Annotated in this window: 23 protein-coding genes; 9 read left to right on the forward strand and 14 right to left on the reverse strand. The window is 67.0% G+C overall.

The features are described 5' to 3' along the window. The 4 genes from Q0326_RS12455 to rimP all read right to left on the reverse strand — a co-directional run. Positions 1-284, reverse strand: a 284-nt coding sequence (locus tag Q0326_RS12455; RefSeq protein ID WP_298690921.1) for a translation initiation factor IF-2 associated domain-containing protein, incomplete at its 3' end; no start/stop codon positions are given. Positions 285-292: 8 nt separating this feature from the next. Then, entirely contained in the window at positions 293-1,090 is a 798-nt protein-coding gene (locus Q0326_RS12460) for a DUF448 domain-containing protein (RefSeq protein WP_298690967.1), read from the reverse strand. A 133-nt stretch (positions 1,091-1,223) separates the two neighbouring features. Beyond that, positions 1,224-2,864: a transcription termination factor NusA gene (gene nusA, locus Q0326_RS12465; RefSeq protein ID WP_298690925.1), complete on the reverse strand. Its 1,641-nt coding sequence runs from the start codon at positions 2,862-2,864 to the stop codon at positions 1,224-1,226. Between the two features lie 5 nt (positions 2,865-2,869). Further along, positions 2,870-3,433 carry a ribosome maturation protein RimP gene (gene rimP / locus Q0326_RS12470; protein ID WP_298690927.1) on the reverse strand — a complete coding sequence of 188 codons (564 nt, stop codon included), beginning with the start codon at positions 3,431-3,433 and terminating at the stop codon, positions 2,870-2,872. A 233-nt stretch (positions 3,434-3,666) separates the two neighbouring features. Here rimP and Q0326_RS12475 point away from each other — a divergent pair, with 233 nt between their 5' ends. Beyond that, positions 3,667-4,872 (forward strand): PQQ-dependent sugar dehydrogenase, encoded by a 1,206-nt coding sequence (locus Q0326_RS12475; RefSeq protein ID WP_298690929.1) that lies wholly within the window; start codon positions 3,667-3,669, stop codon positions 4,870-4,872. Between the two features lie 40 nt (positions 4,873-4,912). Here Q0326_RS12475 and Q0326_RS12480 read toward each other — a convergent pair whose 3' ends face one another. Together Q0326_RS12480 and Q0326_RS12485 are read right to left on the reverse strand one after the other, a co-directional pair. Then, positions 4,913-6,217: a chloride channel protein gene (locus tag Q0326_RS12480; protein WP_298690931.1), complete on the reverse strand. Its 1,305-nt coding sequence runs from the start codon at positions 6,215-6,217 to the stop codon at positions 4,913-4,915. Continuing rightward, positions 6,214-6,924 carry a tRNA (guanine(46)-N(7))-methyltransferase TrmB gene (locus Q0326_RS12485; RefSeq protein ID WP_298690933.1) on the reverse strand — a complete coding sequence of 237 codons (711 nt, stop codon included), beginning with the start codon at positions 6,922-6,924 and terminating at the stop codon, positions 6,214-6,216. Before Q0326_RS12485 ends, Q0326_RS12480 begins: the two co-directional genes overlap by 4 nt. An 88-nt stretch (positions 6,925-7,012) precedes the next feature. Between Q0326_RS12485 and Q0326_RS12490 the strand changes: the two genes are divergently transcribed. From Q0326_RS12490 to Q0326_RS12500, 3 genes are all read left to right on the forward strand, one after another. Further along, positions 7,013-7,339, forward strand: coding sequence for a hypothetical protein (locus tag Q0326_RS12490; protein ID WP_298690935.1), 327 nt, complete (start codon positions 7,013-7,015; stop codon positions 7,337-7,339). Positions 7,340-7,512: 173 nt separating this feature from the next. Next, positions 7,513-8,061 carry a hypothetical protein gene (locus Q0326_RS12495; RefSeq protein WP_298690937.1) on the forward strand — a complete coding sequence of 183 codons (549 nt, stop codon included), beginning with the start codon at positions 7,513-7,515 and terminating at the stop codon, positions 8,059-8,061. 81 nt (positions 8,062-8,142) lie between these two features. Further along, complete coding sequence (locus Q0326_RS12500; protein ID WP_298690940.1) at positions 8,143-8,994, forward strand: class I mannose-6-phosphate isomerase; 852 nt, start codon at positions 8,143-8,145, stop codon at positions 8,992-8,994. Between the two features lie 4 nt (positions 8,995-8,998). Here Q0326_RS12500 and Q0326_RS12505 read toward each other — a convergent pair whose 3' ends face one another. Further along, a complete protein-coding gene (locus Q0326_RS12505; protein WP_298690942.1) occupies positions 8,999-9,733 on the reverse strand; it encodes a Crp/Fnr family transcriptional regulator in 735 nt (244 codons plus the stop codon). Between the two features lie 156 nt (positions 9,734-9,889). Here Q0326_RS12505 and murA point away from each other — a divergent pair, with 156 nt between their 5' ends. After that, a complete protein-coding gene (murA, locus tag Q0326_RS12510; protein WP_298690944.1) occupies positions 9,890-11,173 on the forward strand; it encodes a UDP-N-acetylglucosamine 1-carboxyvinyltransferase in 1,284 nt (427 codons plus the stop codon). Positions 11,174-11,200: 27 nt separating this feature from the next. Here murA and Q0326_RS12515 read toward each other — a convergent pair whose 3' ends face one another. Continuing rightward, positions 11,201-11,494, reverse strand: coding sequence for a hypothetical protein (locus Q0326_RS12515; protein ID WP_298690946.1), 294 nt, complete (start codon positions 11,492-11,494; stop codon positions 11,201-11,203). A 126-nt stretch (positions 11,495-11,620) separates the two neighbouring features. Between Q0326_RS12515 and Q0326_RS12520 the strand changes: the two genes are divergently transcribed. Beyond that, positions 11,621-11,857 carry a hypothetical protein gene (locus Q0326_RS12520; protein ID WP_298690949.1) on the forward strand — a complete coding sequence of 79 codons (237 nt, stop codon included), beginning with the start codon at positions 11,621-11,623 and terminating at the stop codon, positions 11,855-11,857. Positions 11,858-11,890: 33 nt separating this feature from the next. Here Q0326_RS12520 and Q0326_RS12525 read toward each other — a convergent pair whose 3' ends face one another. The 6 genes from Q0326_RS12525 to zwf all read right to left on the reverse strand — a co-directional run bounded on the left by Q0326_RS12525 (position 11,891) and on the right by zwf (position 18,295). Further along, the gene (locus Q0326_RS12525) at positions 11,891-12,253 is read right to left on the reverse strand and encodes a hypothetical protein (protein WP_298690951.1); all 363 of its coding nucleotides are present in this window, start codon (positions 12,251-12,253) and stop codon (positions 11,891-11,893) included. A 47-nt stretch (positions 12,254-12,300) separates the two neighbouring features. Beyond that, complete coding sequence (locus Q0326_RS12530) at positions 12,301-12,747, reverse strand: hypothetical protein (RefSeq protein WP_298690953.1); 447 nt, start codon at positions 12,745-12,747, stop codon at positions 12,301-12,303. Positions 12,748-12,866: 119 nt separating this feature from the next. Further along, positions 12,867-14,633 carry a gamma-glutamyltransferase gene (gene ggt / locus Q0326_RS12535; RefSeq protein WP_298690955.1) on the reverse strand — a complete coding sequence of 589 codons (1,767 nt, stop codon included), beginning with the start codon at positions 14,631-14,633 and terminating at the stop codon, positions 12,867-12,869. Between the two features lie 125 nt (positions 14,634-14,758). Continuing rightward, positions 14,759-15,874 (reverse strand): DUF3089 domain-containing protein, encoded by a 1,116-nt coding sequence (locus Q0326_RS12540; protein ID WP_298690957.1) that lies wholly within the window; start codon positions 15,872-15,874, stop codon positions 14,759-14,761. 25 nt (positions 15,875-15,899) lie between these two features. After that, the gene (locus Q0326_RS12545) at positions 15,900-16,709 is read right to left on the reverse strand and encodes a transporter (protein ID WP_298690969.1); all 810 of its coding nucleotides are present in this window, start codon (positions 16,707-16,709) and stop codon (positions 15,900-15,902) included. A 122-nt stretch (positions 16,710-16,831) separates the two neighbouring features. Continuing rightward, a complete protein-coding gene (gene zwf / locus Q0326_RS12550; protein WP_298690959.1) occupies positions 16,832-18,295 on the reverse strand; it encodes a glucose-6-phosphate dehydrogenase in 1,464 nt (487 codons plus the stop codon). A 173-nt stretch (positions 18,296-18,468) separates the two neighbouring features. On the opposite strand from zwf, the gene Q0326_RS12555 reads away from it, so the two are divergent. The 3 genes from Q0326_RS12555 to Q0326_RS12565 all read left to right on the forward strand — a co-directional run bounded on the left by Q0326_RS12555 (position 18,469) and on the right by Q0326_RS12565 (position 21,285). Beyond that, a complete protein-coding gene (locus tag Q0326_RS12555) occupies positions 18,469-19,560 on the forward strand; it encodes a sensor histidine kinase (protein WP_298690961.1) in 1,092 nt (363 codons plus the stop codon). Beyond that, positions 19,557-20,363, forward strand: coding sequence for a response regulator (locus Q0326_RS12560; protein ID WP_298690963.1), 807 nt, complete (start codon positions 19,557-19,559; stop codon positions 20,361-20,363). The genes Q0326_RS12555 and Q0326_RS12560 overlap by 4 nt, the downstream gene beginning before the upstream one ends. A gap of 187 nt (positions 20,364-20,550) precedes the next feature. After that, entirely contained in the window at positions 20,551-21,285 is a 735-nt protein-coding gene (locus Q0326_RS12565) for a Crp/Fnr family transcriptional regulator (protein ID WP_298690965.1), read from the forward strand. Positions 21,286-21,379 lie beyond the last annotated feature (94 nt).

A 21,379-nucleotide genomic window follows, 5' to 3' on the forward strand; every position in this document is an offset into this window, starting at 1 on the left:
GGGGTCGGTGCCGGTGCCGGCGCTGGTGCCGGTGCGGCCGCCACGGGTGGCGCGGCGACCGCGACCGGCTGCACATGCGGCTCGGGCGTCGGTGCGGCCTCGACCGGTGCCTCGACCTGTGGCTCCTCGCCCGGTCGGCTGAGCACGCGTCGACGCTTCACCTCGACGACGACGGTGTTCGACCGGCCATGGCTGAAGCTCTGCTTCACCTTGCCCGTCTCGACCGTGCGCGTAAGGCCCAGCGGCGCACGCATACCCAGTTTCGGCTTGTCCTGATCGCTCATCGACTATTCTAATCCCTACGGTCCTGTCCGGCGGCATCGCCGCCGGGGTATTTATCGCCAGCGGCATCGCCACCGGTGTCGTTCTGCTCGACGACGTCGCCGCCATCGATGTCGTTTGGCCCCGATGGCGCGTCGCCAACGGCATCGTTCGTCATGGTCGAAACCGGAAGGCCCCGCGAAGAGTCGCGAGGCTCGGCCTCACCATCCAGTCCGATAAATCCGCGCCAACGTGCGAGCGCGTGCGAGACGCGCTGAGCGGCAGCCCGGTCTATGAGGGCGATATGTACCACATTCTCGCGCCCCAGCGCCATCGCCAATATGGTGCGCGAGACGGGCAATGCCACCCCCCGCAAGCCCGATCCCTCTTCGTCGCGGCCGACTCGGAGCGCCTGGTCGAGCTTGCGCGAGCCGTCGGTGCCCGCGTCCGCGGCGTGCATCAGCAGGTGGACGCGGCCCTTGCGCGCCGCCTCCTCGATGCGATCGGAGCCGAGGACGAGCGCGCCCGAGCGCGATTCGAGACCGAGCCGATCGAGGAAGGCGCGTTCGAGCGCGGTCTCGATGCGCGCGCCGAGATCGTCGGGGACGGTGAGCGGCTTGCCCTTGAACGAGCGGGCGAGCGCGCCGCGGAGCTTGCCCTTGGCCTGCGCCGTCTCGAGCGTCTTGCGGTCGACGCCGATCCACGCGCCGCGACCCGGCGCCTTGGCGCGCACGTCGGGGAGCAGGTCGCCATCGGGGGAGATGGCGAGCCGGATCAGCGTGTCGCGCGCGTCGTGTGCACCGGTGAGGATGCAGCGACGTTCTGGAATATGAGCGGAGTCGTCTGCAGCACGTCCTTCGACTTCGCTCAGGACGAACGGGTGATTATCCACCCTTCGTCCTGAGCCTGTCGAAGGACGGGCTCCAGGCGCTGCTGCGTCAGGCTCTAGGCCGTGCGGGGTCTCATTGCTCGCCATCCGCGCCAGCGTCCTCCGCGGACTGAGGCGCAGACTTGGGCTCGTCGTCGAACCAGCCGGCGGCGTGCCGCGCGGCCATGATGATCTCGTTGCCCTGTTCCTCGGAGAGGCCATATTCGGCGAGCACGCCGCCCTTGTCCTCGGCGCGCTGCTTGACCGGTGCCGCGCCCTCGGCGCGGCGGCGCGGTTCGACCCGCTTCTTCTGGACGAGCTCGTCGGTGGCGAGATCGCCGATGTCGTCGAGCGTCAGGATCTTGGCCTTGCCCAGCGTCACCATCATCGCCTCGGTGATGTAGGGCAACTCGCCGATCGCATCGTCGACACCGAGCGCCTGGCGCGCCTCGCGGTTGGCGGTCTCCTTGCGGTCGAGCGCCTCCTGCGCGCGGTTCTGCAGCTCGGCGGCGAGATCGTCGTCGAAGCCTTCGATCACCGCCAGCTCGGACGGATCGACATAGGCGACCTCCTCGAGGCTGCCGAAGCCTTCCGCGACGAGCAGCTGCGCGAGCGTCTCGTCGACGTCGAGCTCGCCTTCGAAGAGCCCGGTGCGCTCGGTGAATTCCTTCTGGCGCTTCTCCGAGGCGTCGGCCTCGGTGAGGATGTCGATCGCCTTGCCGGTCAGCTGCGAGGCGAGCCGCACATTCTGGCCGCGACGGCCGATCGCGAGGCTGAGCTGATCGTCGGGGACGACCACCTCGATGCGCTCGTCATCCTCGTCGATCACGACGCGCGCGACGTTGGCGGGCTGGAGCGCGTTGACCACGAAGGTCGCGACGTCGGGCGACCAGGGGATGATGTCGATCTTCTCGCCCTGCATCTCCTGCACGACGGCCTGGACGCGGCTGCCCTTCATGCCGACGCAGGCGCCGACCGGATCGATGCTCGAATCGCGCGAGATCACGCCGATCTTGGCGCGCGAACCGGGGTCGCGGGCGGCGGCCATGATCGTGATCACGCCGTCGTAGATTTCGGGGACTTCCTGCGCGAACAGCTTCTTCATGAAGTCGGGATGCGCGCGGCTGAGGAAGATCTGCGGGCCGCGAACCTCGCGCGCGACCTTGAGGATCAGCGAGCGGATGCGGTCGCCGACGCGCACCACTTCGCGCGGGATCTGCGCGTCACGGCGGATGACGCCCTCGGCGCGGCCCAGGTCGACGACGACATGGCCGAACTCGACGCGCTTGACGACGCCGGTGATGACCTCGCCGACGCGGTCCTTGAACTCGCCATATTGGCGCTCGCGCTCGGCGTCGCGGACCTTCTGGAAGATGATCTGCTTGCTGGCCTGCGCCTGGATGCGGCCGAATTCGATCGCGGGGAGCGGGTCGACGATATAGTCGCCGATCGCGGCGCCCTTCTGCAGCTTCTCGCCGTCGGCCACCGAGACCTGGGTGAAGTAGTTCTCGACCTCTTCGACGACCTCGACGACGCGCCACAGGCGGAGCTCGCCGCCCTTGGGGTCGATCTTGGCGCGGATGTCGTTCTCGGCGCCGTAGCGCGTCTTGGCGGCGCGCTGGATCGCGTCCTCCATCGCCTCGATGACGATCTCGCGGTCGATCAGCTTCTCTTTCGCCACCGAGTCGGCGATGGCGAGCAGTTCGGCCTTGTTGGCGGAAATGGCGGTGGCCACGAGGTCTATCCTTCCTTCGAGATGCTGTCGTCGCCGTCGTCGGGCGCGATTTCGATGATCTTGTCCGCACCCTCTGTGGAGAGCGGCGCGGTGGCCTTGATGAGCGCGTCGGTCAAGATCAGCTTGGCCGAGGCGATGGTCGACATGTCGGTGGCGAACTCGCCGGCGTCCTTCGAGAGCGCAAAGCGCACGGTGCTGCCCTCGGTGCCGAGGATGCGCCCGTCAAGATGCTTGCGCCCCTCGATCTTGTCGACGAGGCGGACGCGCGCGTCGAAGCCCGCCCAGTCGTCGAAGTCGGCGAGGCGGGTCAGCGGCCGGTCGATGCCGGGCGAGCTGACCTCGAGCCGATAGGCTTCCTCGATCGGGTCGTGCTGGTCGAGCACGTCCGAGATGCGGCGGCTGAGCGCCTCGCAGTCGGACAGATCGAGCTGGCGCGTGTCGGGGCGCTCGGCCATCACCTGCAACGTCGGATCGGAGCGCCCGCCGTTCATCTTGACGCGCACCAGCGCAAGCCCGAGCGCTTGCGCTTCGGGCTCGATCAGGCGGGCGATGTCGGCGATGTCGGTCATGCGATCTTTCATGGAAACGTCGAGCGCCTTCCAGCCGGCCCCGGTGGGACCAGCCTCGGCAGAGTTTCCAATGTCGAGAAGGCATCGGCTATATAGATCGAGTCTCGCGTTCGGGCAAGCATGTGCGTATCCCATCCTCGTCCGCGCTGAGCGCCGTCGACGCGTAGCCACCGTCGGTGCGTGGGCTTCGACTGCGCTCAGGCCGAACGGGGGGTAGCTGGAGAACCGAAGATATGCGTCCGATCGTGTGTGCTGCGCTGATGTTGCTCGCGACCCCTGCCATTGCCGAAGTCAATGCCGGCAACGACAAGCCCAATCCGGTCAAGCCGTTCACCGAGACCAGCGTTGCGACGTTCGACTACCCCTGGGCGATCGCCTTCCTGCCCGATGGGCACATGCTGATCACCGAGAAGCCGGGCAAGCTCTATCTGGTCAGCCAGACCGGCGCCAAGCAGCAGGTCACCGGTGTGCCGCGCGTCAATTATGATTCGTCGCAGGAAGGGCTGCTCGACGTCGCGCTCTCGCCGCATTTCGGCAACGATCACATGGTCTACCTGACCTATTCGGAGCCGGGGCCGGGCGGGTCCGGCCTAGCGCTGGCGCGGGCGACGTTGGTCGGCAACACGCTGTCGGGGCTGCAGGTGATCTGGCGGCAGCTGCCGCGCGGCCGTGGCGGCCAGGACGGCGGCATCGTCACCTTTGATCCGGGCGGCCGCTTCCTTTTCCTGACCGTCGGCGAGCGGCAGCGCTTCACCCCGGCGCAGGATCCCAACCAGGCGACCGGCAAGATCCTTCGCCTCACGCTCGACGGCAAGCCCGCGCCCGGCAATCCGATGGCCGGCAAGACCGGCACCAGCACGGTGACGGTGATCGATCCGCCCAAGGACACCGTCGCCGCCAAGACCGCGCTGGGCCGCAAGGTGACGCTGCCCGGCCCCAACCTCACGCCTGCCGAGACGTGGAGCACCGGGCACCGCAATCCCTATGGTCTCGCCTTCGACGACAAGGGTGTGCTGTGGGAGATCGAGATGGGTCCGCGCGGCGGCGACGAGCTCAACATCATCAAGCCCGGGCGCAATTACGGCTGGCCGGTGGTGTCGAACGGGAATAATTACGACGGCGTCCCGATCCCGCGGCACGACACGCACCCCGAGTTTGAGAAGCCCGTGGTCTATTGGACGCCGGTGATCGCGCCGGCTGGGCTCGCTTTCTATTATGCCAAGCTGTTCCCGCAATGGCGCGGATCCGCGTTCGTCGGCGGGCTCGCGTCCGATGCGCTGGTGCGGATTAGGTTCGACGGCAAGGGCGGCGCCAACGAAGCCGAACGCTGGGACATGGGCCACCGCATCCGTGACGTGAAGGTTGGCCCCGACGGCGCGCTGTGGCTGCTCGAGGACGAAGAGGGCGGGCGGCTGCTGAAGCTGACCCCGAAGAAATAGCCGACTTACGCCTGCATTGACGTCTCTCGTGCGCGGGCGGTCAATGCAGCACGGCGTCCTTCGGCAGGAAGGCTTGCGAGAGGCCGTGATACAGCCGCTCGCGACAGACGAGCGAGGCCACCGCATCCGCGATCAGCGCCGTCGCCAGCAGCGGCAACAGCAGGCCGTGGCTGGCGGTCCCCTCCGAGATGATGACGACGGCGGTCAGGGGCGCGCGTACCACGCCGGTGAAATAGCCGATCATGCCGAGCAGCACGACCGGGCCTGCCGCCGACGCCGGAAACAGCGTGCGCAGCAGATCGCCCAGCCCGGCACCCGTCGCCAGAGACGGCGCGAAAATGCCACCGGGAAGGCCGGATACCGCGGTCGCCAGCGTCGCGACGAATTTTGCCGGTCCGAACCAATGAGGCATATCATGACCGAGGATCATCAGCCGCGCCGGTTCGTAGCTCGTGCCCCAGGTCATGCCGGTCAGGCAGCCGACGATCGCGACGACCGCTCCCATCGCGATCGCGGTCGGCACGGGATGGCGCCGCAATCCGCGCAGCGGGCGCAGATCGGATAGGCTGAACGCCAGCATCGCCTTGGAGAAAAATCCGCCCGCAAGGCCGCCGAGAACGCCGGCCACCGGAACGATCAGCAGGGCCTGCCGCAGCGGCAGCGTCACGCTCATCGCGCCGAAATAGACATAGTCGCCGGCGAGCCCGAGGCTGACCATGCCCGAGATCAGCACCGCGGTCATCACCAGCAGCGTCATCTTCTGCTCGTAGGCGGCCGCCAGTTCCTCGATCGCGAAGGTGACGCCGGCCAGCGGCGTGTTGAACGCCGCGGCGACGCCGGCCGCCCCGCCGGCGATCATCACCGAGGCGCGGATCGGCACGCGGAACAGCGTGTGCGCATAGGCCATGATGCTTGCCGAAATCTGCACGGTCGGCCCCTCGCGCCCAACCGACGCGCCGACGAGCAGCGCCGCGATCGTGCTGGCGAATTTTACCAGCGCCGTTTTCCAGGAGGCGAGTTCGGCCATCGCGCCATCGGGATCCAGCCGCGCCGCCATGATCTGCGGAATGCCCGAGCCGCGGGCGGCCGGCGCGACGCGGCGCGTGAACCAGACCAGCGCGCCGAAGCCGAGTGGGGTGAGGAGCAGCGGTGCCCACCACGCGACGTGCACGAGGTTAAGAAACACTCCGCTCGCCCAGTCGGCCGCCTTGGCGAAGAGCAAGGCAACGAGCCCAAGCGCGACGGCGCCGGTCAGGATCGCGGCGCGCTTCCGCCAGATCGGCGCGGTCGGACCATGTTCCCGCGCCAGATGCCGGGCGCGTGCGATGGTGTCGCGGCGTGTCATGCGGCCGTGACGATCGCGGCCGGCACCTCGGTGCGCCGGTATCTGAAATACCAGACCTCATGGCCCTTGGCGCGCGCCTTGGCCTCGTAGCGCGTCTCGGGCCAGTCTTCGGGGCGGACGAGAAAGTCCTGCGGACTATCCGCCTGCCATTCGAACTGGGGCAATCCCGCCATCACCATCATCGCCCAGCGAACGTAGACCGGATGGTCGGTGCCGAAGCGGAATTCGCCGCCAGGCTTGAGCTTGGCGGCGAGCAGTCCGATCGGGCCGGGGTTCATGAAGCGGCGCTTGGCGTGGCGCGCCTTGGGCCAGGGATCGGGGTGGAGCAGCCAGCCGCGGTCGAGGCTGGCATCGGGCAGCCGCTCGAGCACCTCGATCGCATCGCCCATGTGCAGGCGGACGTTGGCGAGGTCCCGGTCGCGGACCTGCATCAGCGCGCCGACGACGCCGTCGAGAAACGGCTCGCAGCCGATGAAGCCCATTTCGGGCGCCATCGCGGCCTGCTGCGCCATATGCTCGCCCTTGCCGAAGCCGATCTCGATCGCGAGCGGCCGGTCGTCGCCGAACAGGCGTACCGCATCGAGCGCGCCGTCGGCGGGCACTTCGAGCGTCGGCAGCAGCACATCGACAAGCTCGGCCTGTCCGGCGCGCAGCGCATGGCCTTGCCTGCGGCCATAGAGCCGGCGGATCGTCAGGGGATCGGTCATCCGCGCGCGCTTAGCGGCTGACGACGCGTTTTGCACCTCGGAACGTGCGCCGACACGGGTCGTTGATCGAACCTTGAGGAGAGCCATCATGAACGACACGCCCGACACGCCGATCGACGACGCGGCACTCGACTCGATCTCGGTCGCCCCGCCCGCGCCATCGGCGTCCGACACCGGACCGGCCGGCGCGGACAGTGACGACAAGCCCGAGGTGCGCGAAGCCCATGACGCAAGCGACCATGCCGCCCTCGCCAAGGATCCCTCGCACGAAGATGCCAAGCTCGACGTCGGGTTAGACGAAAGTTATCCAAGCTCCGATCCGCCCGCCAACGTCGCCCCCGGCCATGACGAACCGGCACCCTCGTCCGGCTTCGATGAGGCCGCGGAGAAGGCCCGCGAGGCGGAAGGCCGATAGTCGCGAGACTGCAACACTTCGGACATTTAGTGACCGGCAGCACATCGCTTGTCGGTCACTTATTGCGTCGCAGCATCTTTCCTGCTTCGATTTGAGTCGAAGGCTGGAGATTGGTTAACCCTTGGGTAATCGCCCAAGGCTTAGTCTTCAGCCACTCGATGTGGGGATATGCTATGGGCACGCAGGCACGACCGGCAGATGGCGCGATGACCTTGGCGGAGATGAAGGAGTTTGCGTCCTTCCCCGCCGCGACGCAGCGGTACATCCGCCGATCGCTCGACGTCGGCTTGATGCGGCAGGATGCGCTCAGTCGCTGGTCGCGCGATGTCGTCGAGGCCGCCAGCATCCGCGCGCAGACGCGGGTCTACGACCGTCTCACCGGGCTCCGCCAGATCATCCCGGACGATAGCGGGCTGGAGGCGGTCGAGCCGTTCATGGCGCCGCTGGTCTCGATCTCGGCCTTCGATCTCGGCCAGGACCGGCTGAGCAGCTTCGGCGCCTATCGGTTCCTCTACGAGCGTCTGCTCGGCGCGCCGGTACGCCCCTGGTTGCCGGGCGCGTTCTGCGCGGCAGCGGCGCTTCCGCATCTCCATCCCGAGCGGCGGCGCGCCCTGCTTCAGTCGATCAGCGAGGCGGCGGCCACCGCCGCGGGCTGGTCGGCACGCGAACCCAGCTTCTTCCCCGAGTGGGTCGAAAAGGTCGACACGCGCCTTGCTAACTGACGATTTGGACGGCAGGGCGGAGCAAGGCAGGGACTAGGGCGTTCGGCTGAGCGTTGGTCCGCGCCGCCCTGGAGATTTGCTATGCCCGTCATCCGTCTCGAGACCAAACGCGTTGAAAAGCCGTGGGGCCGTCATGACCTTTGGCCCGGTTTCGAGGATGCGCCCGAAGGCAGCCCGGCGATCGGCGAGGTCTGGTTTCAGGCGCCCAAGGGCGTCGGCGAGGATGATCCCGAGCTGCTGATCAAATATCTGTTCACCTCCGAGCGACTGTCCGTCCAGGTCCATCCCGACGACGCCGACGCGCGCGCCCGTGGCTATGAGCGCGGCAAGAGCGAAGCGTGGCAGATCCTGCGCGCCGATCCCCAGGCGACGATCGCGATCGGGACGCGCAAGCCGATGACCAAGGACGAGTTGCGCGCCGCCGCCGAAGACGGCTCGATCGTGCAGGATCTCGACTGGAAGGCGGTCCAGGCCGACCAATTCTGGTATTCGCCGTCGGGCACGGTGCATGCGATCGGGGCGGGGCTCGTCGTCATCGAAGTTCAGCAGAACGTCGATCTGACCTACCGCCTGTATGACTATGGCAGCGACCGCGAACTGCATCTCGATGACGGAATCGCGGTGTCGGACCCGGTCCCCTATGTGGCGCCGTTCCAGCCTTATGATCTGAGCGCGGGTCGGCGGGTCCTCGCGGCGGACGGGGCGTTCGTCACCGAGCGCTGGACGCAGGCCGCCGCGGGCACGCTGTCGGCGACGCACGACCGGCCGGTGTGGCTGGTCCCGCTGACCGGCGAGGCGTCGTTCGGTGGGCAGACGGTCGCGCCCGGCGGCGTCTGGCTGGCCGATAGCGCGGCGCCCTTCGATCTTCCCGCGGGCACCGACCTGCTGCTTGCCTATCCCGGCGGCGCCGTGAACGAAGCGCTCGCCGGCTGAGCGCTCAGATCGCCGGCGGGACCCAGCTCAGATCGATCGCCGCGTAGCGATCGATATGGTTGGCGACTCCGGCGAGGCGCGCCTCGTCCATCACGCGCACGCGTCCGTTGCTGCGCCCGATCAGCCCCTCATCGGTCAGCTGGCGCATCATCCGGTTGACATGGACGGCGGTAAGCCCGGTCGCGTCGCCAATCTCTTCCTGTGTGAGCGGTAACACCAGTCCGCCCGCGACGTCGCTGCCACCGGCCCGAAGCCGGCGCAGCACGTCGATGAGCAGCGCCGCGACCCGAGATTTGGCGGAAGTGCGACCGAGCGACGCCAACCGATCGGCGATCGCCATCCGTTCGATCTGTACGAGCGCTAACAAAAGCGCGCCGATCCGCGGCTGATGCGTGAGCAGACTACGCAGTGCGGTCTTGTCGATCACGCGTACCACCGCGTCGGTCGCCGCGGTAATCGCGAAGGGCGCCTTTTCCCAAGGCAAAGCGGCATCGCCGGCGAGTTCTCCCGGCAGATGCAGGCCGAGGATCTGGCGATTGCCATCGCTCAACAGCGTCGAACTGTAGAGCCAGCCCTTTCGCACGACATAGATTTCGCGGGTAGGCGCGTGCTCGGCACACAGCACGCCCCCCCGTGGCAAGCTGCGTTCGCTTTCCTCTAGCGTCGCTAGCGCATCGCGCTCGGGCTCGGCGAGGGGCAGGTATCGGCCAAGCCGCTGCGCCAGACTGCTGTGATCCACCTGTTACCGCTCGCCCCTTGAAACAGCCCAAGCTGTAGGCGGAACGGTCTGGGGCGGCGCTAAACACGATCAAGATTAGAATGACTTGGACGGATCGCTCATTTCGGTGCCGCACCCTGGCTTGCGCGCATCGTGCGATGCTCTAGGACGCAGACGATGGACAGGATCGTTATCCGCGGCGGTGCGCCGCTTTCCGGCCGGCTTCCCATTTCGGGGGCGAAAAACGCGGCGCTCACGCTGTTGCCGTGCGCCTTGCTGACCGACCAGTCGCTGACGCTGCGCAACCTGCCGCGGCTCGCCGACGTCGACGGCTTCGGGCATCTGCTCAACGGCATGGGCGTGTCGACCGCGATCGCAGGCGGAAGTCCCGACGAATTCGGCCGCACCATGACGCTTGATGCGACCCGGATCAGCTCGACGGTTGCGCCCTATGACTTCGTCCGCAAGATGCGCGCCTCGATCCTTGTGCTCGGTCCGCTGATCGCGCGGATGGGCGAGGCGACGGTGTCGCTGCCGGGTGGCTGCGCAATCGGCAACCGCCCGATCGACCTCCATCTCAAGGCGCTTGAGCAGCTCGGGGCGGAGATCGAAATCACCGCGGGCTACGTCAAGGCGACCGCGCCCGATGGCGGCCTCAAGGGCGGTGCGATCACGTTCCCGATCGTCTCCGTCGGCGCCACCGAGAATGCGCTGATGGCCGCCAGCCTCGCCAGTGGCGAAACCGTGATCGATAATGCCGCGCGCGAGCCCGAGATCGTCGACCTGTGCCGCTGCCTGGTCGCGATGGGCGCGGAGATCGAGGGCATCGGCACCGAACGGCTGGTCGTCCATGGCAAGCCGCGGCTGCACGGGGCCGACTATAGGGTGATGCCCGATCGTATCGAGGCGGGCAGCTATGCCTGCGCGGCGGCGATCACCGGCGGCGAACTCGAACTGGTCGGTGCCGACATCGACGATATGGGGGCGATCCTCGCCAGCCTGCGCGAGACCGGCCTGCACGTCTCGGCGACCGATGACGGCATTCGCGTCGCCGCCGATGGCAAGCTTCGGCCGCTGACCTTGTCGACCGCACCCTATCCGGCGTTCCCGACCGATATGCAGGCGCAGTTCATGGCGATGCTCGCGCGTGCCGACGGCGCCTCGGTGCTGACCGAGACGATCTTCGAAAACCGCTACATGCACGTGCCCGAATTGTCGCGCATGGGCGCCGACATCCAGGTTCATGGCCGCACCGCGGTGGTACGCGGCGTCGAGCGGCTGGTCGGCGCCGATGTGATGGCGACCGACCTGCGCGCCTCGATGAGCCTGGTGCTGGCCGGCCTCGCCGCCGAAGGCGAGACCCGCGTCCACCGCGTCTATCATCTCGACCGCGGCTATGAGCGGCTCGAGGAGAAGCTGTCGGCGGTCGGTGCGCAGATCGAACGCGAAGCCGACAGCTAAGCGATCAGGCGGGCCGTCGCCCCGGCATCACCGACAGACCGCGGTGACGGTCGTGCCGGCGCCCTGGGTCGACTTGCGGATCAGCAGCGGCGTCTTGCGTGCCGGGCAATAGATTTTGAGGCCGCCTGCCGGCACCGCGGTGACGCCCGAAGGTGCCGCGCTATGATGCTCGACCGGCTTCTTGGCGTGGCGGCTGCCCCGCGTCTCGGACGTGCGATGATGGGGCGCGCTGTGGTGCCGCGTGTGCGCGGCCGCCGGTGTCGCGGCGGCCGCGGCGATCAGCGCCAGCGCGGCGACGGATGATAAGGTGCGATCGGCCATGGCATCCCTCCCGAAGACGTCGGGCGGATTGCTCCGCCGTCGGCGACCATCCATAAGAGACCCGCTCGGGATCGCGCCAGTCCTGTTTTGGGTTTCGGCGTGCACCACATGCACGAGGAGAAGCCTATGTCGATCCTATGGGACCAGCCCGCGACGCTGATCGATCTCGACGGCACCGCGCCGTTCATCGGCAGCCTGCGTGGTTGCACGCGCCATTTCGCGGCGTTCACGGCGGCGGCGAAGGCGGATGCGCGGATCCTGCTGTCGCAGCCGGTCGCGCGAGCGGGCCGGCGGACGCGGACCTGGCTGCTCAATCCCGACGAGATCGCCGACCTAGCCACGGCGCTCACGACGGCGGGGTGATACCGGGGGTGCCTTTCCCGGGCTTGGTGACGTTTATCCGGCGTCGAGCCATTGCCGCGCCGCATCGATCGTCTCGAAGGTGCGGTGGTTTTCGCCATCCACGATACGGCTGAGCTGCAGTCTGGTCAGCCCGGCACGTGCGACGATCGCGATCCGGTCGTCGCGTGCCCAGATCCGGCGCGTCTCGCGCTCGATGCGCGCGGACGTACTCGCCGACTGGACCAGAGATGCCCGCATGTCGATGACGACCTTGAGCCGGGGATGACGCGGGCGGGTCATCAGCGCGACCTGTCTCAGGTCCTCGAAATGCCGCTCGACGCAGGCGTCGGAGAAGAAGCCGATGCCGGTCACGCAAATCATGCCGCCGTTGGTCGTGACCGTCAGCGAACCCGCCACGGCGGTGTCCTGTGCGGCTCGGAAGGACGAGACAGACGCCATGTCGTTTACAATCGGCCCGCGATCTTGGGAACGGCGCGCGCGCGATAATGTCTTTGCGGCGCGACCGGCATATTCGGTGCGGCGATCGCCGGCATGGCCTCGAACAACCAAGCCTCCGCGTCGGCGACGGTTGGAAACATCCGCATCGCGTCGCGCCCCATCACGCGCTTATACTGGATGCGTGCCAAGCCCGGCCCGGCGACGAGCGCGAGGCGGCGCGAGGCGTTGGTCGCGCCGTCGATGAAGGCCTTGCACATCGCAACGACCTCCTGACTCTGAATCTTGAAATGCGACAGGTCGGCCAGCACGAGGTGATCGCCGGGTGCGCAGCTGAGCCGGGCCGCCGCCGCCTGCTCGTCGCGCGCAAAGGCGCGGACGGTGTCGATGGTCCAGAATCCCTCGAGCGTCAGCCGAAGGAAATTGCGTTTGGCATCCACGTCGATCGTATACATCGTCGCCCTCGTGGCCGGGCAGGCCCCGGTCGCATTCAGAGGTGATGGTCAGATCTTAACGACAACAGCAAAGTATCGAGCATGACGGCGGCTTTCGACCATTGTCTTAGGCCGCTGGATCAATAGCCGTCGGCTAGTCCGGCCGGCCGCCGGCGATCATTGGCGCCCTGCAGCGCACCCGTCCTGGGATCGACGATGATCGCCTCGGCAGCGCCCCACGGCGTGCCGGTCCTAACCGTATAGCCCATCCGCGCGAGGCGGGCGGCGCTGTCGGTGGTGAGATAGCCGGGCTCGACGGTGATCAGGTCGGGCATCCACTGGTGATGGAAGCGCGGCGCATTGACCGCCTGCTGGACGTTCATCCCGAAGTCGACGATGTTGACGATGCTCTGCACCACCGTCGTGATGATCGTCGAGCCGCCGGGACTGCCCGTGACCAGATAGGGCTTGCCGTCCTTGAGCAGGATCGTCGGCGACATCGAGCTCAGCGGGCGCTTGCCGCCGGCGACGGCATTGGCGCTACCCTGGACGAGTCCGAAGGCGTTTGCGGTGCCCGGCTTGGACGAAAAGTCGTCCATCTCGTCGTTGAGCAGGAATCCGGTGTCGCCCGCGATCTTCCCGACGCCAAACAGATAGTTGATCGTATAAGTCACGCTGACCGCATTGCCCTTCGCATCGACCACCGAATAATGCGTCGTGTCGTTGCTCTCCGGTGGCCCGCCAATGCCCTTGACCTCGGTCGAGGGTGTCGCCCGGTCGGGCAGGATGGCCGCGCGGATCTCGGCGGCATGGGCGGGTGCGATCAGCGTCTCGACCGGATTGTGGACAAATGCGGGATCGCCCAGCGCAACGTTGCGATCGGCATAAGCGTGTCGCTCGGCTTCGACGAGGATGTGCGTCGCCTCGGCCGAGCCATAGCCCATCGCGCCGAGCGCATAGGGCTCGATCGTCTCGAGGATTTCGCAGACGGTCGCACCGCCCGAACTCGGCGGCGGCGCCGCGATTACCGTGTAGCCGTGATAACGGCAGGTGACGGGCGTATCCCAGGCGACCGTGTAGGCGGCAAAATCTGCCGGGGTCAGCAGGCCGCCGCCGGCGGCGCTGGCAGCGGCGACTTTGTCGGCGATCGGCCCATGGTAGAAGGCGCTGGTTCCCCCCTTGGCGATCGTCGCCAGCGTCTTGGCAAGCTGCGCCTGGACCAGCCGTTCGCCCGCGACGAAAGGGCGCCCCTGGTTGAGGAAGATCGCGCCGACATTGGGCTCGGTCGCGAAGTCCCGCGCGCGGCCGTCGAGGATTTTCACGTCGCCGGGCTGAAGGACGTAACCGTCGCGCGCGAGCGCGATCGCGGGGGCGATCAGCTTGGCGAGCGGCATCGTGCCATATTTGGCAAGCGCGGTATCAAGCCCCATCACCGTGCCGGGCGTGCCGATCGCAAGCCAGCTCGACGTGCTGCGGTCGGGGACGACCTCGCCCCGCGCATCCTGGAAGATGGTCGCGGTGGCGGCGAGCGGCGCCTTCTCGCGGAAGTCGAGGAACAGGTTGCGGCCGTCGGCGAGGTGGATGACCATGAATCCGCCACCACCGATATTGCCGCAGCAGGGATGGACGACGGCAAGCGCATAGCCGACCGCGACCGCGGCATCGACCGCATTGCCGCCCTGCCGAAGGATGTCGACGCCGATCTGCGTGGCGAGATGCTGCGCCGAGACCACCATCGCATGCGGCTCCGTAACCGGCTTGGCGGCGGCGAGCATGGTGCGTGCGGCGGCCGCGTCCGTAGCGACGTCGACCGGCGCCGATGCCGGCGCGTCGACCTGCGCCTCGGCGGCGGACATGAGCAGCGTCGCGGCCGCGGCTACGCCCAACGCCCGACCAACGATCCGCATACGCCACTCCTCCTACCGCAATACCGTGAGCCCTAGCGCGGCAAAGGGTGCGCGACCAGATGCGCACCGCGACGCTGTGCCCGGTTCAGCGTGCCGGTGAACGTGGCGCACCGCCCGCCCGCGATCTACCGACGCCGCCAGCTCGCGGTTTCGGCGTCGATGTCGTCGAGGATATTGCCCTGCGGCAGCGCCAGGTCGAGGCGGTGGAGCCCCCAGGTCGGATCGCGGCCCCCCTTGGCGAACATCGCGGTGAGCAGATCGGCGAACCGGCTCGGCTCGACCGTAACCGTCAGCACCACGCCCTGCGCGTCGGCCATGCAGCCGGCCGAGAGCTGGCCGACGGCCTCGATCCATGCCGGGTCGCTCGCCGGTGCGATCGCGGGGCGGGGCAGATAGGCCTTGAGCATTCCCGTGCCGCCCGCGGGGGCGGCCGGATCGACGCAGCCCGCGACGAGGCCGCCGCCCGGGCTGTGGCCGAAGACGCGTGCGACGTCGGTCGCGCCCGCCAGATAGCTGCCCCAGGCATAGGCGCAGCCGGTCTGGCTCGCTGCGGCACAGAGCGGGACATGTTTGAAGGTGCCGCCGACGGTCGCGCCCTGCGGCACCGCCAATGCGGGGTCGCCCGCGAGGAAGGCGGCGACCAGTCGCGCCTGCACGGGCTTGCCATCGATCTGCTCGGCAATCAGCCGCTGTAGCAGGATCGTGCCCTGGCTATGGCCGATCAGCACGACGCCGCGACCGTGATTGTCGTGCGCGAGATACCAGGCCCAGGCAGCGGCGACGTCACGATAGGGGATGTCCCAGTCGAGCGGCTTCCCGCTGGCCATGAACTGGATGAGCCCCGGCAGCGTCATCTGGCGGTAGATCGGCGCGAACAGCCGGCAGCGCGAGGCAAGACGGCCCGCCTGCGCACGCGTCGTGGCGACCAGCTCCGGGCTGGCGGTCATGTCGGCAAAGGGCGTCGTCTCGTGCGAGGCGGTGGGATAGACGTAGAAGCAGTCGATCGGTGGATCGGCGGCGGGGACGAAGCGCTGCGGCGTGCGCGTGCCGTCGGCGGCGACCACCATTGCGTCGAGATCGCGCGTGCAGGTCTCCTCCTGCCCGGGCCGGCACATCCAATGTGTCGGTTGGCCGTAATCGACGGCACCCGCGGGTGCGGCGGGAGGCTGGGCCGCAGCCATCGTCGCACCGGACAGGGCAAGCGCCGCCAGCGCCATCAGCCGTCGTACATGGTCGAGCATCGATCGTCCCTCCCGCGCCGGACGCTCAAAAATAGCGCGTCACGCCGGCATAGACTTCCACATCGGGGGCCTTGCGGTCGAGCCCGATATTGGTGCCGAGATCGAGCTGGCTCTTGTCGTCGGGCTGGACGCCGAGCGACAGCCCGCCGATCGCCTGCGTGCCGCGCTGATCGGGATCGGGATCCTCGTCGTGGATCATCTCGACCTCGGCCTGCAGGCTGACCTTCTCGCTCAGCGAGAATTTGGGGCCGAAGGCGACGCTGTAGAGCAGATGCCGGCCGCTGCCGTCCTTGTCGGCGGCGGCCTCGATCGTCGGCGTCAGCTCGAATTTGAGCGCCTTGTCGATCCGATAGCCGACGGGCAGGTCGGCGCCGGCGCTCCACGTCCCCGCGCCGACGGGCATGCGACCGACCGGCAACGTCGCGAACGGGATCGCGGCGAGCGACAGCCCGACATCGCCATGATCCTTGGCGTCGATGAGGTTGCGCTTGAGCCCGACGGTGACGTCGCCGACGCGGTGATAGCGGTCGACCGACCCGTCCTCGCTGTCGCGGACCGTGCCATAGGGCATCCAGCCGATCCGCAGCTCCCATTTCTCGGCGACGCCGATCCGCGCGAGCGTGTCGCCGTAGAGGATCGTGTCGGTGCGGTCGCCATGGTCGCGCTCGAGCGTCCAGTCGACGAGCCCGCTCTCGAGCTGGACGTGGCCCGGCTCGATCACGCATTCGTTGACGGTCAGACCCGGTCGCTCCGCGCACAGGTCATGCTTGTCGTCATCGGCGAGCGCGGCGGTCGCGCCGAGCATCGCGAAGCCGAGCGCCGCCAACAGCTTCATATGGTTCACCGATCGTCCCCTTTGGGCCGACCTCTCGTCCGCTCGGGGGAGTTCGTCAATGCGGCTAAAGCCGGTAAGTTACCGTGCGCCTTTTGACCGTGTCGCGCTTGCGAAGTCGGGTCTCACGATCCCGCCGGGTTCGGATCGCGCCACGCGCGCTCGAACGGAAGCCGCCAGGCATGCGGCGCGACCAGCTGGTGGATCGACTTCGGCCCCCACGAGCCCGGCTGATACAGCCGCACCGGCGGCGGCGTCTCGAGCAGCGGGATCGAAACCTCCCACAGACGCTCGATGCCCTCGGCGGTGGTGAACAGCGTGCGGTCGCCGCGCATCGCATCGAGAATCAGCCGTTCATAGGCCTCGAGCACGTCGCCGATCCGTCCGGTTTCCTGCATCGCGAACTGCAGGCTGAGCTTGTCGAGCTTCATCCCCGGGCCTGGCCGCTTGCCGTAGAAGGACAGCGACATCTTCGAGGCATCGGCAAGATCGAAGGTAAGATGGTCCGGCCCCTGCGCGCCGACGCCCGAGCCCGCCGGGAACATGCTTTTGGGTGGCTCGCGAAACGCGATAGAGATGATCCGCTGCCCCTCGGCAAGCCGCTTGCCGGTACGCAGGTAGAAGGGCACCCCCGCCCAGCGCCAATTGTCGATCAGGCATTTGAGCGCGATGAACGTCTCGGTGTCGGATTCGGGATCGACGCCGTCCTCGCTGCGATAGCCGATATATTGCCCGCGCACGACGTCGTCGGGGTCGATCGGCAGCATCGAGCGGAACACCTTGTTCTTCTCCTCGCTGATCGAGCGCGGCTCGAGCGCTGTCGGCGGCTCCATCGCCATGAACGCGAGGATCTGGAATAGGTGGGTGACGACCATGTCGCGATAGGCACCGGTCTGCTCGTAAAAGCCGGTGCGCTTGCCGAGCCCGAGCGTCTCGGGCACGTCGATCTGGACGTGATCGATGAAATTGCGGTTCCAGATCGGCTCGAAGAGGCCGTTGGCGAAACGGAAGGCAAGGATGTTCTGCGCGGGCTCCTTGCCGAGGAAATGGTCGATCCGGAAGATCTGATCCTCGGCGAACACCTCATGCAGCCGCGTGTTGAGCACGACCGCACTGTCGAGATCGGTTCCGAACGGCTTTTCCATCACGACCCGAGACCGCTCGACCAATTCGGCCTCGCCGAGCAGCCGTACCGCCGACAGCGCAGCACTCGGCGGGACGCTCAGATAATGGAGGCGCCGCGCCGCGCCGCCGAGCGCCGCATCGGCCTTGTCGACCGCCTCGCGCAGCACCTTGGGCCCGGCGGCGAGCGGGACATAATCGAGCATCTCGGCGAACGCCGCCCAATCCGCCTTGTCGATCCTGCGGGTCGAAAATTCGTCGAGCGCGCCGCGGGCCATCGCCCGGAATCCGTCGGCGTCGAGTTCGTCGAGCGACAGCCCGATGATCCGGCAGCCGGGGATGAAACCGCCGCTGACGAGATGGAACAGCCCGGGCAGCAGCTTGCGGCGCGCGAGATCGCCGGTTGCGCCGAACAGGATGACGATCTGGGGGTCCTTGGGACCAACGTCGGGGGAAAGTTTGGCCATGATGTCGTCCTTCCGGTCCGGGATCGGATCGTTGGCAATGGTGCGGTGGCAGCCGCGACGGCGTGCATCGCATGGCTAGGTTGCATTGCAGCGATACGCAACGCGTGCGGTGCGGTCGGCGCTCGGTGGCTATGTGGGTTCAAACCGCCGCCGTTTCGGGCTAGGACACCGGTATGGCGCGACAGACCCGCACGCCGCGGCCCTTCTTCGACGACAAGAACCGGGCGTTCTGGCTGATCCAGTCGGCCGGCTGGGCCGGCTATTTCGTGCTGCGCGCGCTCGGTGGCGTCGCCAACAATATGGGCCTGCTGTTCATCGTGCCGACCGCGCTCGCGACCGCGACGGGTTATTCGCTGACGCTGCTGATGGGCGCCGCCTTCCGCCGGCTGATGACCGCCAAGCCGTTCTGGACGTGGACGATGTCGATCCTCATCCTGGTGGTGGCCTCGGCCGCCTTCTCGACGATCGAGGTGTGGGCCAACGCGACCTTCTATCATCCGGGATCGCGGCCCGAAGGCGCACAGTTCCTCGGCGCGATCCTGCTCGATTTCGCGGTGCTCGGTGCCTGGTCGGCGCTCTATTATGCGATCAACTTCTTCCTCAAGCTGCAGCTGCAGACCGGCCAGCTGGAAAGACTCGAGGGCCAGGCGTCGGCGGCGCAGCTGGCGATGCTGCGCTACCAGCTCAATCCGCATTTCCTGTTCAACACGCTCAACTCGATCTCGACGCTCGTGCTGCTCAAGCAGACCGATCGTGCGAACCTCATGTTAAGCCGGCTGTCAGGCTTCCTTCGCTACACGCTGGTCAACGAGCCCACCGCACAGGTGACGCTGGCGCAGGAGGTGGAAACGCTCAAACTCTATCTCGAGATCGAGAAGATGCGCTTCGAGGATCGGCTGCGGCCGAGCTTCGACATCGCGCCGGAGGCGGCGCATACGCGGATTCCGTCGCTGCTGCTGCAGCCGTTGGTCGAGAATGCGATCAAATATGCGGTGACGCCGCAGGAGGAGGGGGCGGAGATCGCGGTCGTCGCTCGTCTGGTCGGGGATCATGTGCAGATCAGCGTGACCGATACCGGGCCGGGGTTGAACGACATCCAGCCGAGGACCACGTCGTCGACGGGTGTGGGCCACGCGAACATCCGCGACCGGCTGGTGCAGGCCTTCGGCACGCGCCAGCGTTTCGATACCCAGTCGGGGCCTGCTGGCGGTTTTGCGGTGACGATCGAAGTCCCCTATGAGACCGAACTCAAGGAGCTTGCATGACGATACGGACGATCCTGGTGGACGATGAGCCGCTGGCGATCCAGGGCCTGCAGTTGCGTCTGGAGAAGCATGACGATGTCGAGATCGTAGACACCTGCCTTAACGGCCGCGAGGCGATCCGCGCGATCAAGACGCACAAGCCCGATCTCGTCTTCCTCGACATCCAGATGCCTGGCTTCGACGGCTTCTCGGTGATCAACGGGCTGATGGAGATCGAGCCGCCGCTGTTCGTGTTCGTCACCGCCTATCAGGATCATGCGATCCGCGCGTTCGAGGCGCAGGCGATGGATTATCTGATGAAGCCGGTCGAGGAGGAGCGGCTTGCCGATACGCTCGACCGCGTCCGCAACCGCCTGTCCGAGCGCAAGGGTGCAGAAGAGGCCGGTCGGCTCAAGGAAGCGCTCGTCGAGCATGCGCCCGAGGCCGCCGAGGCGCTCGACGACGGGGTCACCGCCGACGGGCCAGCCTCCAGCCGCTACGAAAAGCTGATCAACATCAAGGACCGCGGCCAGATCTTCCGGGTCGATGTCGATAGCATCGAACGGATTGATGCCGCGGGCGACTACATGTGTATCTATACCGGCGACAACACGCTGATCCTGCGCGAAACCATGAAATTCCTCGAAAAGCGTCTTGATCCGCGGCGCTTCCAGCGTGTTCATCGCTCGACGATCGTCAATCTTGATCTGGTCAAGCAGGTCAAACCGCACACCAATGGCGAATGTTTCCTTGTCCTCGAAAGCGGCGCGCAGGTGAAGGTTAGCCGCAGTTACAAGGATGTCGTCGCGCGCTTCGTGCATTGATCCGCGGCGTTACATTCGCACGCTGCGCACAGCCGGCTAAACTCCATTTTTTGTTGAATTGACCTAACATAGGTCAATCAATTTTTACTCGCACATGTTATCGTGCGGAAATTGCCGGCCTTTATAGTGGGCGTCGGCGACCGAGAGAGACTGAGCTGCTCCCGCCCTTTGTTCGCGGGAGTACGATGTGCCTGAAACCTCTCCTCTGGCTCTGCTGGCGCGTAAGCTGTCGGGTCATGTCGCCTTGTCCTCGGACGATTTTGCGGCCGTTCTCGCTCTACCGTGCCAAATACGGACGCTCGACCCGTCGACCTATCTTCTGCGGGAAGGCGATCCGCCTCTGCAGTGTGCGGTATTGCTTTCGGGTTTCGCCTATCGTCAAAAGCTGACCGGCGAGGGCGCGCGGCAGATCGTTTCGCTGCATGTCGCCGGCGAAGCGCTCGACCTGCAGAGCCTCTATCTCGACGTCGCCGACCACAATATCCAGACGCTGACCCGGGCCGAAGTCGCGCTGGTACCCCGCGCGGCGTTGCGCGAGCTTATCCAGCAGCGTCCCGCGGTCGCGCATGCTGCGATGATCAGCGTCCTCGTCGAAAGCTCGATCAGCCGCGAATGGACGCTCAACATCGGCCGGCGCGATGCGCAGGCGCGGCTTGCGCATCTGCTGTGCGAGGTGGCGATGCGGCTCGACGCGCAGGGGCTTGCGGGGCCGGACGGCTATGACCTGCCGATGACGCAGGAGCAGCTCGGCGATGCCCTCGGGCTGACCGCGGTCCACGTCAATCGTACGCTCAAGACGCTCGAATCCGCCGGACTGATCGTGCGCAACCGTCGCCATGTCCGGATCCCGGCCTGGAACCTGCTGCGCGATGTCGGCGACTTCACGGGCCGCTATCTGCACATCGGGCCGCAACATGCCTGAGCGCGATCATACTGCAGACTGGCGCGGCAGCCGCGGGCGCGCTAAGGAAACTCTGAGCAAGTCGGCCTTGCAGCGGGATTGATGTTGTGATTCT

Source organism: uncultured Sphingomonas sp. (assembly GCF_937859915.1).
Lineage (GTDB): Bacteria > Pseudomonadota > Alphaproteobacteria > Sphingomonadales > Sphingomonadaceae > Solisphingomonas.

Bases quoted from the DNA above. Each gene is read 5' to 3' on its own strand.
- rimP (WP_298690927.1), bottom strand. From the start codon at position 3,433: ATGACCGACATCGCCGACATCGCCCGCCTGATCGAGCCCGAAGCGCAA.
- Q0326_RS12475 (WP_298690929.1), top strand. From the start codon at position 3,667: ATGCGTCCGATCGTGTGTGCTGCGCTGATGTTGCTCGCGACCCCTGCC.
- Q0326_RS12480 (WP_298690931.1), bottom strand. From the start codon at position 6,217: ATGACACGCCGCGACACCATCGCACGCGCCCGGCATCTGGCGCGGGAA.
- Q0326_RS12485 (WP_298690933.1), bottom strand. From the start codon at position 6,924: ATGACCGATCCCCTGACGATCCGCCGGCTCTATGGCCGCAGGCAAGGC.
- Q0326_RS12490 (WP_298690935.1), top strand. From the start codon at position 7,013: ATGAACGACACGCCCGACACGCCGATCGACGACGCGGCACTCGACTCG.
- Q0326_RS12495 (WP_298690937.1), top strand. From the start codon at position 7,513: ATGGGCACGCAGGCACGACCGGCAGATGGCGCGATGACCTTGGCGGAG.
- Q0326_RS12500 (WP_298690940.1), top strand. From the start codon at position 8,143: ATGCCCGTCATCCGTCTCGAGACCAAACGCGTTGAAAAGCCGTGGGGC.
- murA (WP_298690944.1), top strand. From the start codon at position 9,890: ATGGACAGGATCGTTATCCGCGGCGGTGCGCCGCTTTCCGGCCGGCTT.
- Q0326_RS12515 (WP_298690946.1), bottom strand. From the start codon at position 11,494: ATGGCCGATCGCACCTTATCATCCGTCGCCGCGCTGGCGCTGATCGCC.
- Q0326_RS12520 (WP_298690949.1), top strand. From the start codon at position 11,621: ATGTCGATCCTATGGGACCAGCCCGCGACGCTGATCGATCTCGACGGC.
- Q0326_RS12530 (WP_298690953.1), bottom strand. From the start codon at position 12,747: ATGTATACGATCGACGTGGATGCCAAACGCAATTTCCTTCGGCTGACG.
- ggt (WP_298690955.1), bottom strand. From the start codon at position 14,633: ATGCGGATCGTTGGTCGGGCGTTGGGCGTAGCCGCGGCCGCGACGCTG.
- Q0326_RS12540 (WP_298690957.1), bottom strand. From the start codon at position 15,874: ATGCTCGACCATGTACGACGGCTGATGGCGCTGGCGGCGCTTGCCCTG.
- Q0326_RS12545 (WP_298690969.1), bottom strand. From the start codon at position 16,709: ATGAAGCTGTTGGCGGCGCTCGGCTTCGCGATGCTCGGCGCGACCGCC.
- zwf (WP_298690959.1), bottom strand. From the start codon at position 18,295: ATGGCCAAACTTTCCCCCGACGTTGGTCCCAAGGACCCCCAGATCGTC.
- Q0326_RS12555 (WP_298690961.1), top strand. From the start codon at position 18,469: ATGGCGCGACAGACCCGCACGCCGCGGCCCTTCTTCGACGACAAGAAC.
- Q0326_RS12560 (WP_298690963.1), top strand. From the start codon at position 19,557: ATGACGATACGGACGATCCTGGTGGACGATGAGCCGCTGGCGATCCAG.